This is a genomic window from Stenotrophomonas maltophilia (assembly GCF_900186865.1).
GTDB classification, from domain to species: domain Bacteria; phylum Pseudomonadota; class Gammaproteobacteria; order Xanthomonadales; family Xanthomonadaceae; genus Stenotrophomonas; species Stenotrophomonas maltophilia.
This window is the reverse complement of record NZ_LT906480.1, coordinates 836,352-849,293: the sequence shown is the minus strand read 5'-3', so window position 1 is coordinate 849,293 and position 12,942 is coordinate 836,352. Positions and strand designations below refer to the sequence as shown.

At 67.3% G+C, this 12,942-nt stretch carries 13 protein-coding genes; 10 read left to right on the top strand and 3 right to left on the bottom strand.

From position 1 onward, the window contains the following. Positions 1–70 precede the first annotated feature (70 nt). Genes CKW06_RS03935 through CKW06_RS03920 form a run of 4 tightly spaced genes read left to right on the top strand, consistent with a single transcriptional unit; the run spans position 71 to position 2,925 of the window. Complete coding sequence (locus tag CKW06_RS03935) at positions 71–652, top strand: nitroreductase family protein (RefSeq protein WP_024957737.1); 582 nt, start codon at positions 71–73, stop codon at positions 650–652. Continuing rightward, positions 649–1,584, top strand: coding sequence for a 5'-3' exonuclease (locus CKW06_RS03930; RefSeq protein WP_012479214.1), 936 nt, complete (start codon positions 649–651; stop codon positions 1,582–1,584). The genes CKW06_RS03935 and CKW06_RS03930 overlap by 4 nt, the downstream gene beginning before the upstream one ends. Then, positions 1,581–2,135 (top strand): NUDIX hydrolase, encoded by a 555-nt coding sequence (locus tag CKW06_RS03925; RefSeq protein ID WP_024957736.1) that lies wholly within the window; start codon positions 1,581–1,583, stop codon positions 2,133–2,135. Before CKW06_RS03930 ends, CKW06_RS03925 begins: the two co-directional genes overlap by 4 nt. Further along, positions 2,128–2,925 carry an N-formylglutamate amidohydrolase gene (locus CKW06_RS03920; protein WP_024957735.1) on the top strand — a complete coding sequence of 266 codons (798 nt, stop codon included), beginning with the start codon at positions 2,128–2,130 and terminating at the stop codon, positions 2,923–2,925. The genes CKW06_RS03925 and CKW06_RS03920 overlap by 8 nt, the downstream gene beginning before the upstream one ends. A gap of 136 nt (positions 2,926–3,061) precedes the next feature. Here CKW06_RS03920 and CKW06_RS03915 read toward each other — a convergent pair whose 3' ends face one another. Then, the gene (locus CKW06_RS03915) at positions 3,062–4,480 is read right to left on the bottom strand and encodes an MFS transporter (RefSeq protein ID WP_024957734.1); all 1,419 of its coding nucleotides are present in this window, start codon (positions 4,478–4,480) and stop codon (positions 3,062–3,064) included. Between the two features lie 106 nt (positions 4,481–4,586). On the opposite strand from CKW06_RS03915, the gene CKW06_RS03910 reads away from it, so the two are divergent. After that, positions 4,587–5,471, top strand: a complete 885-nt coding sequence (locus CKW06_RS03910; protein WP_024957733.1) for a LysR family transcriptional regulator — start codon at positions 4,587–4,589, stop codon at positions 5,469–5,471. Positions 5,472–5,543: 72 nt separating this feature from the next. On the opposite strand, the gene pip is transcribed toward CKW06_RS03910, so the two are convergent. Together pip and prmC are read right to left on the bottom strand one after the other, a co-directional pair. Beyond that, positions 5,544–6,485 carry a prolyl aminopeptidase gene (gene pip / locus CKW06_RS03905; RefSeq protein WP_024957732.1) on the bottom strand — a complete coding sequence of 314 codons (942 nt, stop codon included), beginning with the start codon at positions 6,483–6,485 and terminating at the stop codon, positions 5,544–5,546. Between the two features lie 48 nt (positions 6,486–6,533). Next, complete coding sequence (gene prmC / locus CKW06_RS03900; RefSeq protein ID WP_024957731.1) at positions 6,534–7,391, bottom strand: peptide chain release factor N(5)-glutamine methyltransferase; 858 nt, start codon at positions 7,389–7,391, stop codon at positions 6,534–6,536. A gap of 354 nt (positions 7,392–7,745) precedes the next feature. Here prmC and ahpC point away from each other — a divergent pair, with 354 nt between their 5' ends. From ahpC to CKW06_RS03875, 5 genes are all read left to right on the top strand, one after another. Then, complete coding sequence (ahpC, locus tag CKW06_RS03895; RefSeq protein ID WP_005408159.1) at positions 7,746–8,309, top strand: alkyl hydroperoxide reductase subunit C; 564 nt, start codon at positions 7,746–7,748, stop codon at positions 8,307–8,309. A 223-nt stretch (positions 8,310–8,532) separates the two neighbouring features. After that, positions 8,533–10,125: an alkyl hydroperoxide reductase subunit F gene (gene ahpF, locus CKW06_RS03890; protein ID WP_024957730.1), complete on the top strand. Its 1,593-nt coding sequence runs from the start codon at positions 8,533–8,535 to the stop codon at positions 10,123–10,125. 85 nt (positions 10,126–10,210) lie between these two features. After that, entirely contained in the window at positions 10,211–11,173 is a 963-nt protein-coding gene (locus CKW06_RS03885) for a LysR substrate-binding domain-containing protein (RefSeq protein ID WP_005412310.1), read from the top strand. 123 nt (positions 11,174–11,296) lie between these two features. Next, positions 11,297–11,701 carry a nucleoside diphosphate kinase regulator gene (rnk, locus tag CKW06_RS03880; RefSeq protein ID WP_005408156.1) on the top strand — a complete coding sequence of 135 codons (405 nt, stop codon included), beginning with the start codon at positions 11,297–11,299 and terminating at the stop codon, positions 11,699–11,701. 50 nt (positions 11,702–11,751) lie between these two features. Further along, positions 11,752–12,708 (top strand): transaldolase, encoded by a 957-nt coding sequence (locus CKW06_RS03875; RefSeq protein ID WP_024957729.1) that lies wholly within the window; start codon positions 11,752–11,754, stop codon positions 12,706–12,708. Positions 12,709–12,942: the final 234 nt, after the last annotated feature.

Here is a 12,942-nt window from a genome sequence, read left to right as displayed (position 1 = left end):
ACGCGACACAGACGGCGTCATTGACCACCCCGACTATAATCAAACACCCGTGATGACCGGTTCAGACTCCATGCCCGACCCCGCTGCCCTGCTTGCCCTGGATGCCCGCCGCTCGGTGCCCTCGCGGCAACTGGGCGAGCCCGGACCGGATCCGGCCACCCTGCAGCGCATGCTGGCCTCGGCCGTGCGCGTGCCCGACCACGGCAAGCGCGTACCGTTCCGCTTCCTGAAGATCGCCGGCGATGCACGTCACACTCTGGGCGACTTCCTGGCCGAGCGCAGCCGCCAGCGCGACCCGCATGCCGGCGAGGCGGTATTCGAGAAGGACCGCCAGCGTTTCAGCCATGCGCCGCTGGTGATCGTGGTGGTGGCCAGCCCGCGCCCGGACCCGAAGGTGCCCGAGCAGGAGCAGCTGATGACCGCCGGCTGCGTCTGCTTCGCCCTGCTGCAGGCCGCACAGGCGCTGGGCTTCGGCGCGCAGTGGCTGACCGCCTGGATGGCCTTCGACCCCGCCGTGCACGCCTACCTGGGCCTGGCCGAGGGCGAAGGCATCGCCGGTTTCATCCATATCGGCACGCCGAAGGCCGCCGTGCCCGAGCGCGAGCGTCCGGACCCTGCCACCCTGCTGCGCGACTGGACGCCTCCGGCATGACCCTGCCGGTACCACCGCCGTCGCTGTACCTGGTCGACGCCAGCATCTATGTGTTCCGCGCGTGGCACTCCCTGCCCGACCAGTTCCAGGACGCGCAGGGCTGGCCGACCAATGCCGTGCACGGCTTCGCCCGCTTCCTGCTGGACCTGCTCGAGCGCGAACGCCCGCGTCACATCGCCATCGCCTTCGACGAAGCGCTGGACAGTGGCTTCCGCCACCGCCTGTACCCCGCCTACAAGGCCAACCGCGACCCGGCGCCGGAGGCGCTCAAGCGCCAGTTCGTGCACTGCAAGGCGCTGTGCGCAGCGTTGGGCCTCGCCGTTCTGGCCCACCATGAATACGAGGCTGACGACCTGATCGGAAGCGCCCTGCATGTGCATCGTGGCAGCCACCGCGGCGTGATCATCTCCGCCGACAAGGACCTGTCGCAGCTGCTGCTGGATCACGACGAGCAGTGGGACTACGCACGCAACCAGCGCTGGAACGTGGCCGGAGTGAAGGCGCGGCACGGCGTGCACGCGCACCAGATTGCCGACTACCTGGCGCTGTGCGGCGATGCGGTGGACAACATTCCCGGTATCAGTGGCGTCGGCAGCAAGTCCGCCGCCGTGCTGCTGGCCCATTTCGGCAGCATGGATGCACTGTACGAACGCCTGGACGAAGTGCCTTTCCTGCGCCTGCGCGGCGCCGCCCAGATGGCGGTGCGCCTGCGCGAGCAGCGCGAGCACGCCCAGCTCTGGCGCCAGCTGACCACCATCGCGCTGGACGCGCCATTGGAAGGCAGCCAGCCCGGCCTGTTGCGCCAGACCGCCGATCCCGAGCTGCTCGGCGGCCTGTGCCAGACCCTGCGCTTCGGCCCGATGACCCGCCGCCGGCTGTTCGATGCCGCCGGCGTGCCCGATATTCTTCCCACCCACAGCGAGCCCGCATGAGCCAGCGCAACACCGAAGCCCCGCGTGTCGTCTATGAAGGCAAGTACCAGCGCATGCTGGTGCGCGGCACCTGGGAATACAGCGAACGTACCCATGCCGGTGGCCTGGCCGCGATCATCATCGCCGTCACCCCGGAGGACAAGGTGCTGTTCGTGGAACAGTTCCGCGTGCCGCTGCAGGCACCCACCATCGAGATGCCGGCCGGCCTGGTCGGGGACATCCACGCCGGCGAATCGATCGAAGTCTCGGCCGTGCGCGAGCTGGAAGAAGAAACCGGCTGGACCGCCGATCACGCCGAAGTGCTGATGATCGGCCCGACGTCCTCCGGCGCCAGCAGCGAGAAGATCGCCTTCGTACGCGCCACCGGCCTGCGCCGGATCGGCGAAGGTGGCGGCGATGACAGCGAAGACATCACCGTGCACGAGATTCCGCGCGCGCAGGCGGCGGCCTGGCTGGTGCAGAAGATGGGCGAAGGCTATGAGCTGGATGCCAAGCTGTGGGCGGGCCTGTGGATGATCGAGCACCACCTGGACGGGCGCCCGCGTGGCTGACGCCGATCTGCACGTACTGCCGGCGCTGCTGGGCGCCGACGACCCGGCGATCTATACCCTCCACCGGCCGCAGGGCGCCTCGCCGTACCTGCTGCTGGCCGATCACGCCGGCCAGCAGGTGCCACGCGCGCTGACCGGGCTCGGCCTGGCCCAGGCCGAGCTGGACCGCCATATCGGCTGGGACATCGGCATCGCCGGCACTACCCGCGCACTGGCCGAACGGCTGGATGCATGGGCGATCGAACAGACCTATTCGCGGCTGCTGATCGACTGCAACCGCCCACTGGCCTCGCCGACGCTGATTCCGGAAGTGAGCGACCACACCGTGGTCCCGGGCAATGCCGGGCTGTCGGCTGCACAGCGGCAGCAGCGCATCGATGCGATCCACGCGCCCTACCATGCGCGCATCGACGCAGAGCTGGATGCCCGCCGCGATGCCGGCCGCCCCACCCTGCTGGTGATGATGCACAGCTTCACGCCAGTGATGAACGGCACGCAGCGGCCGTGGCACGCCGGCGTGCTGTACCACCAGGACACGCGCTTTGCGCATGCCCTGCTGCAGGCACTGCGCGATGAAGGCGACCTGGTGGTGGGTGACAACGAACCGTATTCGGTCAGCAGTACCAGCGACTACGCGGTACCGGTGCATGGCGAAGGGCGAGGCCTGGTGCACGTGGAACTGGAGATCCGCCAGGACCTGATCGCCGATGCCGCCGGGCAGCAGGCGTGGGCGGAGCGGCTGGTGCGGATCTTCAGCGCGCTGCAACCGGAGCTGCTGGCGCTGGGTTGAACGCGCGTGGTTCCATCCCGTATCGGTAGTGCCGGCCGCTGGCCGGCAACCTCAGGGTAGTTGGATCAATGTGTTTGCCGGCCAGCGGCCAGCACCACCGCAGGCGTGGCACATCCACCCACGGCAGCGCCTTCAATCATGCCTCGTTGACCGGGCAGACGGCGGCGGCCGACTCGACCGGCGCCGGGCGCAGGCCCAGCGCGATCACCACGCCGAGCGCGGCGAACAACGCGGCGCCGTACTGTGCATTGACCATGCCCTGCAGGGCGTCGGCACTGGTTGCTGCCTGCGTGCCGCGCGCGGTGTTGGCTACCATCACCAGCACCGCCAGTCCCAACGCCCCGCCGATCTGCTGTGCGGTGGCCGCCATGCCGGACGCGACGCCTTGCTGCGGACCCGGCACGCCCTGCCCGGCCACGATCCACATCGCCGTCCAGCTCATGCCCTGGCCGATGCTGAGCACCACGATGCCCGGCAGCAGCGGCCAGTAGCTGGCACCGTGCGGCATCGCCAGCGCCACCGCGGCAATGCCGATGGCACCGGCGGCGAAGCCCCAGGCCAGTACCTGCCTTGGCGAACGGCGCCGCAGCATGCGTTCGGCAATACGGATGCCGAAGGTGCACACCAACGTCGGCAGCAGGAAGGCCATGCCGGCCTGCAGCGGGCTCCAGCCATAGCCATCCTGGAAGTAGAGCGCCAGGAAGTAGTACTGCACGCCATAGCTGCTCATGAAGGCGAAGGTCAGGCCGAGTGCCGCGCGCATGCCCGACAGGCGCAACAGCGAAAACTGCATCAGCGGGTCACGGCTGCGTTTTTCGATCTGTACGAACACCGTCAACAGCACGGCTGAAAGCAGCAGGCAGATCAGCGTGGCCGGTGCCGTCCAGCCCCACTCCGGCCCTTGAACCAGGGTAGTGACCAGCAGGCTGCCGCCGGCGGTGACGGTCAGGCAACCGGCCAGATCGAAGGAGCGGCCGCGCACCCTTGGACCATCGGACGGCAACCACGCACCGGCTGCGACCGCGCACGCCGTGGCCAGCGGCACGATCACCGCCAGCACCGCCGGCCAGCCGAACGCCTGGGTCAGCACCCCACCCAGCAGCGTGCCCAGCGCCAGGCCGACCGCACTGGCCATGCTCCAGATCGCCAGCGCGCGGTTGCGCACCGGGCCTTCGGCGTACAGCGTGTTGATCAGTGCCAGCGTGGCGGGGAACAGCAGGGCCGCACCGACGCCCTGCGCGGCGCGCGCGATGATCAACAAGGTGGCATTCGGCGCCAGCGCACCGAGCAGCGACGCCAGTGCGAACAGCAGCATGCCCAGCCGGTAGAAACGGCGACGGCCGATCAGGTCGGCGGCGCGGCCACCCAGCAGCAGGCTGCCGCCGAAGGCGACGGTGTAGGCACTGACCACCCACTGCAGCTGCTGCGCGTTGATCTGCAGCGCGCGGCCCATGTCATGGAGGGCGACGAAGATGATGGTGGCATCCAGGGCGATGATCAGCTGCGCGGTGGCCAGCAGGGTCAGCGCCCAGCGTGGGTACTTGAGAAGGGGCATCGGCGGCGGTGGATCGGTGGGGGAACGCAGTCTCATTGATGCAGGCCAATCAATAAACCCCCTTCCAGCCATATCTGTCATGATTTTCGGCATGAATGGAACCTCGATGGATCTCAACGCGGTGCGCATGCTGGTGCAGGTGGCCGAAGCGCGCAGCTTCACCGTGGCCGCCGGCCAACTCGGCCTGAGCCAGTCCGGCCTGTCGCGCGCGATCGGTCGGCTGGAAGCCACGCTGGGGGTAAAGCTGCTGCAGCGGAACACCCGCAACGTGGCGTTGACCCCGGATGGCCGCCAGTTCGTGGAACAGGTGGCACCGTTGTTGGCCGGCCTGGACGATGCCGAACGGCAACTGGCCGACCGCCCGTGCACGCCCTCGGGTACGTTGAAGATCAGTGCGCCGTCGATGTTCGGGCGCAAGGTGCTGGTGCCGATGCTGGCGCCATTACTGGAACAGCATCCGCAGCTGCAGGTGGAAGCCGTGCTCAGCGACCGCCTGGTCGATCTGGTCGAGGAAGGCTTCGATGCCGCGCTGCGCACCGGCGTCATCGCCGACCAGCGCATCGTCGCGCGGCCATTGCGGCCGCTGCGCTGGGTGACGGTGGCCAGCCCCGCTTATCTGGCCCGCTGTGGCGCACCGGACGATGTGGCCGCGCTGCAGGATCACGCCTGCCTGGCGGTACGCAACCTGCGCAGTGGCCGGCTGGTGGACTGGCAGTTCCTGCAGGACGGGCAGCTGCGTGAGTTCACGCCACCGACGCGGATGGTGTTCGACAGCGGCGATCCGCTGGTGGAAGCGGCCATCGCCGGCATCGGCATCGTGCAGGTGATGGATTTCGCGGTGGCCGATGCGTTGGCCGACGGCCGCCTGCAGCGCGTGCTGCAGCCGTTCGAGGGCCGCAGCCGCGAACTGTCGTTGATCTACCCGCCGTCGCGCCAGCATTCGCCAAAGCTGCAGGTGCTGGCCGACGCGTTGCTGGCCGGGGATTGGTAGCGCCGGCCGCTGGCCGGCGTCTGCAGGAATCCAACCGTCTCAGGTTTGCCGGCCAGCGGCCGGCACTACCGATCAGGCGAAGCTATCGGTGGCGCGCACCAGCGCGTCCACGTTCTCGGCTTCGAACGCCGAATGGCCTGAAGCCGGGGTGATTTCCAGCTTTGCCTTCGACCACACCTTGGTCAGGTCCCAGGCATTGGCCAGCGGGCAGACCACGTCGTAGCGGCCGTGCACGATCACGCCGGGAATATCGGCGATGCGGTGCGCGTCGCGCAGCAGCTGGTCTTCCACCTCGAAGAAGCCGCCGTTGACGAAGTAGTGGTTCTCGATGCGGGCAAACGCCAGCGCGAAGTGCGGGTCTTCGTGGCTGTTGATGAAGTCATCATCGACATGCAGGAAGCTGGTCGCGCCTTCCCACACCGCCCACGCCTTGGCCGCTTCCAGGCGGGTGGCTTCGTCGTCGCTGGTCAGGCGGCGGTGGAAGGCCGAGATCAGGTCATGGCGCTCCACCGACGGGATCGGCTTGAGGTAGTGCTCCCACGCATCCGGGAACAGGCGGTTGGCGCCTTCCTGGTAGAACCATTCCAGCTCCCAGCGGCGCAGCATGAAGATGCCGCGCAGGACCAGTTCGGTCACGCGCTGCGGATGGGTTTCGGCATAGGCCAGCGCCAGGGTCGAACCCCAGCTGCCACCGAACACCTGCCAGCGATCGACCTTGAGGTGTTCGCGCAGCTTCTCGATATCGGCAACAAGGTCCCAGGTGGTGTTGTCCACCAGGTCGGCGTGCGGGGTGGAACGGCCGGCACCGCGCTGGTCGAACAGGATGATGCGGTACTTGGACGGGTCGTGGAACTGGCGCATCTTGTCGCTGCAGCCACCGCCCGGGCCACCGTGCAGCATCACCACCGGCTTGCCGTCCGGGTTGCCGCACTGTTCGAAGTACAGCGTGTGGCGGTCGTCGACCTTCAGGGTGCCGACGTCGTAGGGGGTGATGGCGGGGTACAGCGTACGCATGCTTGCAGCTCCAGGGTGATGCCCTGCCGGGGCAGGAGAACCTCCATTCTAGGCCGGACGCCGGCCCAGGGTGATGCGGTCGCGCTGCTCCAGATCCGGCACGGTCTGCACCTCGGCAAACCCCGCCGCCTCGAACAGCGCGCGGATCGCCTCGCCCTGGTCCCAACCGTGCTCGATCAGCAGCCAGCCGCCGGGCAGCAGGTGGGCCTGGCCACCGTCGACGATGCGGCGGATGTCGTCCAGGCCATCCGGACCCGAGGCCAGTGCGGTGGCCGGCTCGAAGCGCAGGTCACCCTGCTCCAGATGCGGATCGTCGCTGGCGATGTACGGCGGGTTGCTGGCAATCAGATCAAAACGCGCGCACTGCAGCGGCGCATACCAGTCGTGCCCGCCTTCGGCGAAGCGGACGTTGCGCAGATCATGGCGGGCGGCATTGCGCGCGGCCACGGCCAGCGCGCCCGGGCTGGCGTCGGTGGCCAGCACCTGCGCCTGCGGCCGTTCGCTGGCCAGTGCCAGTGCAATCGCACCACTGCCGGTGCCCAGGTCGGCCAGCTGCAGCGACTGGTCTGGCGGCAGGCGCTCCAGCGCCAGCTCGACCAGCAGCTCGGTTTCCGGACGCGGGATCAGCGTGGCCGGGTCGACCTCCAGGTCCAGCGTCCAGAATCCGCGACGGCCGGTCAGGTAGGCCACCGGCTCACCGGCCACGCGGCGGGCCAGCAACGCCTCGAAGGCGGCCTGGTCATTGGCGGCCAGCGGATCGGTGGCGTGGGCGAACAGCCAGCTGCGCGGGCGGTCCAGTACATGCAGCAGCAGCAGTTCAGCCTCGTGGCGGGCTTCGATGCCGCCGAGACGGGCACTGGCCTCGGCCACGATCTGGCGCAGGGTGGGATCGGTTTGGAAAGACATGCCGCAATTGTAGAGCCGTGCCCATGCTCGGCTGCTTCTGGAACAGCGGAGCATGGGCTCGGTTCCAGAGATCCGCAGTCGAGCGTGGCTCGACACTACAAAAAGCTGCAATCCGTTCAGGTTCTGCCGGAGGGAATAAGGAGGGGCTATCGGCCCCTTTCCGCGCCTCCGGGAGATTTCCCTTGTCACACAGTCAGTTGCAGGATGGGAGCGGCAAGGTTCAGTGCCTGCTCATGACCAAATGATAGACTCCATCTATCAAATAGATGCAATCAATGGATTGTTCTTATCGCCAGCGAGTCGGTAACCTAGCTCCTGTCGATTCACCCACTCCCCTTCACCAGAGGAAAAACGATGTCCCTGATCAACACCCAGATCCAGCCGTTCGAAGCCAACGCTTACCACAATGGCGAGTTCATCAAGGTTTCCGACGCCAGCCTGAAGGGCCAGTGGTCCGTCCTGATCTTCATGCCGGCCGCCTTCACCTTCAACTGCCCGACCGAGATCGAAGACGCGGCTGACCATTACGCCGAGTTCAAGAAGGCTGGCGCCGAGGTCTACATCGTCACCACCGATACCCACTTCTCGCACAAGGTGTGGCACGAAACCTCGCCGGCCGTCGGCAAGGCCCAGTTCCCGCTGGTCGGCGACCCGACCCACCAGCTGACCAACGCCTTCGGCGTGCACATTCCGGAAGAAGGCCTGGCCCTGCGCGGCACCTTCATCATCAACCCGGAAGGCGTGATCAAGACCCTGGAGATCCACTCCAACGAGATCGCCCGTGACGTGTCCGAAACCCTGCGCAAGCTGAAGGCTGCCCAGTTCACCGCCGCCAACCCGAACCAGGTGTGCCCGGCCAAGTGGAAGGAAGGTGAGAAGACCCTGACCCCGTCGCTGGACCTGGTCGGCAAGATCTAACGCAGTACCGGCCTGCCGTGGCCCCACGCCACGGCGCGCCCTTCATCCCCATGCCGGTGCCCTACCGGCGTGGGGGTGAACCCAAGACAGCCAACGCTCGCCCGCCTTGGCCAGCCAGCCCCTTCCACGGTCGCTGTCTTGGGTTCACCCCTACCCCCAGCTGGTCCGCTACCTTGTACAGCGGTGCCACGCCCCCTGTTTGCCTGAAGCCAGGAGAAGACCGATGTTGGACGCCAACCTGCAGTCGCAGCTGAAGACCTATCTGGAGCGCGTGACCCGCCCGATCCAGATCACCGCGCACGCCGACGACGGCGCCAAGTCGCAGGAGATGCTGGAACTGCTGCAGACCCTGGAAAGCCTGTCGGACAAGATCTCGCTGCAGGTGCTGCGCGATGGCCAGGGCCGCGTGCCGTCCTTCGACCTGGGCACCCCGGGCCAGGACATCCACCTGACCTTCGCCGGCCTTCCGATGGGCCATGAGTTCACCTCGCTGGTGCTGGCGCTGCTGCAGGTGGGCGGTCATCCGTCCAAGGCCACCGCCGAGCTGATCGAGCAGGTGCAGAACCTGGAAGGCGAGTACAGGTTCGAAACCTACTTCTCGCTGTCCTGCCAGAACTGCCCGGACGTGGTGCAGGCGCTGAACCTGGCGGCGGTGCTCAACCCGCGCATCCAGCACGTGGCCATCGACGGTGCCCTGTTCCAGGACGAAGTCGAGAAGCGCGAGATCATGTCGGTGCCGACCGTGTACCTCAACGGCGAAGTGTTCGACCAGGGCCGCATGACCCTCGAGCAGATCGTGGCCAAGCTGGACACCAATGCCAGCAAGCGCGATGCCGAGAAGATCGCCGCCAAGGACGCCTTCGACGTGCTGGTGGTGGGCGCTGGCCCGGCCGGTGCTGCAGCGGCGATCTACGCCGCACGCAAGGGCATCCGCACCGGCATCGCCGCCGAGCGTTTCGGTGGCCAGGTGCTGGACACCATGGCCATCGAGAACTTCATTTCGGTGAAGGAGACCGAAGGCCCGAAGCTGGCCACGGCACTGGAACAGCACGTGCGCGAGTACGAGGTGGACATCATGAACCTGCAGCGCGCCAGCGCGCTGGTGCCGGCCGGTGAAGACGGCCTGGTGCAGGTGCAGCTGGAGAATGGCGCAGTGCTGAAGTCGCGTTCGGTGATCCTGTCCACCGGCGCACGCTGGCGGCAGATGAACGTGCCGGGCGAAGACCAGTACCGCAACAAGGGCGTGGCCTACTGCCCGCACTGCGACGGCCCGCTGTTCAAGGGCAAGCGCGTGGCGGTGATCGGCGGCGGCAACTCCGGCGTGGAAGCGGCCATCGACCTGGCCGGCATCGTGTCGCATGTAACCCTGCTGGAGTTCGATTCCAGCCTGCGCGCCGATGAAGTGCTGCAGAAGAAGCTGCGCAGCCTGGCCAATGTCACCGTGCTGACCAGCGCACAGACCACCGAAGTGCTGGGCGACGGCAGCCGTGTCACCGGCCTGGTCTACAAGGACCGCGTCGGCGGCGACGCCCACCGCGTCGAGCTGGAAGGCATCTTCGTGCAGATCGGCCTGCTGCCCAACACCGAGTGGCTGAAGGATGTGGTGGCGCTGTCGCCGCGTGGCGAGGTCGTCATCGACGACCGCGGCCAGACCAATCTGCCGGGTGTGTTCGCTGCTGGCGATTGCACGACGGTACCCTACAAGCAGATCATCATCGCCATGGGCGCCGGTTCGACCGCCGCACTGAGCGCGTTCGACCACCTGATCCGCTCGTCGGTGAGCAACAGCAGCGGTGCCGTTGCTGAAGCGGCCTGATCCACCGTTCCCAGATCACCGGGAACATTGTCTGCCTGTCGGGTAACCATGCCGTCAGCCGGTCCGTTACCCCTGGGGTGTAAGGATGAACCTACGTGATCTGAAGTACCTGGTAGCCCTGGCCGACCACAAGCATTTCGGCCGGGCTGCCGCCTCCTGCTTTGTCAGCCAGCCCACGCTGTCCACGCAGATCCGCAAGCTGGAAGAAGAACTGGGCCTGCCGCTGGTGGAACGCGCACCGCGCAAGGTGATGCTGACCCCGGCCGGCCAGGAAGCGGCGGCACGGGCACGGGTGATCGTGTCCGAAGTGGAGCAGCTGAAGGAAGCGGCGCGACGCAGCCGCGACCCGGAAGCCGGGACGGTGCGCCTGGGGATCTTCCCGACCCTCGGTCCGTACCTGCTGCCGCATGTGATCCCACGCATCCGTGAGCGCTTCCCGGAGCTGGAACTGCTGCTGGTCGAGGAAAAGAGCGACGTGCTGCTGGACCGCCTGCGCGAAGGCAAGCTGGATGCTGCGTTGCTGGCGCTGCCGGTGATCGACGACCAGCTGCATGCCGAGTTCCTGTTCGAGGAACCGTTCCTGCTGGCGGTGTCCGGGCGCCACCCGCTGGCCCGGCGCGAACACCTGGATGTGCAGGAACTGGCCACGCAGAAGCTGCTGCTGCTGGAAGATGGCCACTGCCTGCGCGACCAGGCGCTGGAAGTGTGCCGCCTGTTCGGCGCCAACGAGAAGTCCGAGTTCCGCGCCACCAGCCTGGAGACGCTGCGGCAGATGGTTGCCGCCGATGTCGGCATCACCCTGCTGCCCAGCCTGTCGGTGCAGCCGCCGGTGCCGCGCTCGAACAACATCCGCCTGCTCGACTTCACCGGCGAGGGCCGTCCCAGCCGTCGCATCGCCATGATCTGGCGCCGCAGCTCGGCCATGAACGACTTCCTGATGGAACTGGCCGACCAGTTCAAGCGCCTGCCGCAGGCGCTGTTCACCCTTGATGCGGTGAATGCCACCGGCGAAGCGACTGCTCTGCCCGGCCCCGCCCTGAACGGCTGAACCCCCGCAGCACCGGCCTGGAATCGGCAGGAGTCGATTCCGGCCGCATTTGTCCCCACAATACAGACAGGCGGCGCCAGCAGGTGCCGCCTTTTGCATGGCTTTCAACCAAGGAGCTTCACCATGAGTACCGCCAGCGGCCTGCCGCCGTCGATCACCGTTTCCACCTTCGACATGGACCGCCTGGACGCCATGCTCGAATCCCCTGCGCTGAGCCAGACGCCTGCCGCGCTCGCGCTTGCTGAAGAACTCAACCGGGCCACCGTGCTGGCACCGGACCAGATTCCCGAAGGCATCGTCATGATGCATTCGCGCGTGGAGTGCGAAGATGAAGTGTCGGGCGAGAAGCACGTCCTGACCCTGGTCTTCCCCCGCGAAGCCAACGTCGATGAAGGCAAGGTTTCCGTGCTGGCCCCGGTCGGCAGTGCCCTGCTCGGCCTTTCGATCGGCCAGAGCATCGACTGGAACGCGCCCGGCGGCCGCAAGCTGCGCCTGCGCGTGACTGCGGTCCACAACGACCGCCCCTGATGACCGCTGCGCACCGCGCGCGATTCGATCCCCCTGCACCAGGAGCCGTAATGAGTACCCCGTCCAAACTGTCCCAGCTGCGCGAACTGTCCGTGGTCGTTGCCGATACCGGTGACTACGAGGCGATCAAGCGCCTGCAGCCGGTGGACTGCACCACCAATCCGACCCTGGTGAAGAAGGCGCTGGACCTGCCGGTCTACGCCGAGCTGATCGAACGCGAACTGGCCTGGGGCCGCCAGCAGAGTGGCGACCGCGAAGCCGTGGTGCACGCCGTGGCCGACCGCCTGACCATCGGCGTCGGCGCGCTGCTGAGCACGCTGGTGCCGGGCCGCGTGTCCACCGAAGTGGACGCCGACCAGGCCCACGACACCGCCGCCACCGTGGCCAAGGCCCGCCAGTTCATCCAGATGTACGCCGATGCCGGCGTGCCGCGCGAGAAGATCCTGATCAAGATCGCCGCGACCTGGGAAGGCGTGGAAGCCGCGCGCATCCTGCAGGCCGAGGGCATCGACTGCAACCTGACCCTGATCTTCAACCCGACCCAGGCGCTGGCCTGCAGCGAAGCCGGCGCGTTCCTGATCTCGCCGTTCGTCGGTCGTATCCTCGATTGGTACGTGGCCAACGGCCAGACCCCGGCCACCATCGACGAAGACCCGGGCGTGAAGTTCGTGCGTGGCGTGTATGCCGAATTCAAGCGCCGCGGTTCGCCGACGGTGGTGATGGGTGCCTCGTTCCGTTCGACCGCGCAGATCGAAGCGCTGGCCGGCTGCGACCGCCTGACGATTTCGCCGGACCTGCTGGAGAAGCTGGACGCTGACCACGGCGAGCTGCCGCGCAAGCTGGTGGCCGGTGCAGCGGAAGGCGCGGCGGTGACCCCGATCGATGCGGCGAAGTTCGCGGCGGACCTCGCGGCCGATCCGATGGCCACCGAGAAGCTGGCGACCGGCATCGAGGCGTTTGCCAAGGATCTGGACGCACTGCGCGAGCGGATCCGCGCGGCACTGTGAGGATTACTGCCAACGGCTGAGCCCCTCGTGGCAGGTTGGTTGGTCGCGAAAGGCATGAAGCAACAGCCGTGCTGGGTCGGGCGGGTTGGGTCCGCGGGGGACGCCGTGAACCCGTCCATGGGGGCTTGGCCGCGGCATCCATGCCGCGGACACCCCCGCGAACCCAACCCGCCCGCCCTCTGACAATTTCCTGCGGCCGCCCGCCACGGAAGAAAGAAAGAAGAGCAACAGCGG

Excerpts from the sequence above, each read along its gene's own strand:
- CKW06_RS03935 (WP_024957737.1), top strand. The coding sequence starts at position 71 with ATGCCCGACCCCGCTGCCCTGCTTGCCCTGGATGCCCGCCGCTCGGTG.
- CKW06_RS03930 (WP_012479214.1), top strand. The coding sequence starts at position 649 with ATGACCCTGCCGGTACCACCGCCGTCGCTGTACCTGGTCGACGCCAGC.
- CKW06_RS03925 (WP_024957736.1), top strand. The coding sequence starts at position 1,581 with ATGAGCCAGCGCAACACCGAAGCCCCGCGTGTCGTCTATGAAGGCAAG.
- CKW06_RS03915 (WP_024957734.1), bottom strand. The coding sequence starts at position 4,480 with ATGCCCCTTCTCAAGTACCCACGCTGGGCGCTGACCCTGCTGGCCACC.
- CKW06_RS03910 (WP_024957733.1), top strand. The coding sequence starts at position 4,587 with ATGGATCTCAACGCGGTGCGCATGCTGGTGCAGGTGGCCGAAGCGCGC.
- pip (WP_024957732.1), bottom strand. The coding sequence starts at position 6,485 with ATGCGTACGCTGTACCCCGCCATCACCCCCTACGACGTCGGCACCCTG.
- prmC (WP_024957731.1), bottom strand. The coding sequence starts at position 7,391 with ATGTCTTTCCAAACCGATCCCACCCTGCGCCAGATCGTGGCCGAGGCC.
- ahpC (WP_005408159.1), top strand. The coding sequence starts at position 7,746 with ATGTCCCTGATCAACACCCAGATCCAGCCGTTCGAAGCCAACGCTTAC.
- ahpF (WP_024957730.1), top strand. The coding sequence starts at position 8,533 with ATGTTGGACGCCAACCTGCAGTCGCAGCTGAAGACCTATCTGGAGCGC.
- CKW06_RS03885 (WP_005412310.1), top strand. The coding sequence starts at position 10,211 with ATGAACCTACGTGATCTGAAGTACCTGGTAGCCCTGGCCGACCACAAG.
- rnk (WP_005408156.1), top strand. The coding sequence starts at position 11,297 with ATGAGTACCGCCAGCGGCCTGCCGCCGTCGATCACCGTTTCCACCTTC.
- CKW06_RS03875 (WP_024957729.1), top strand. The coding sequence starts at position 11,752 with ATGAGTACCCCGTCCAAACTGTCCCAGCTGCGCGAACTGTCCGTGGTC.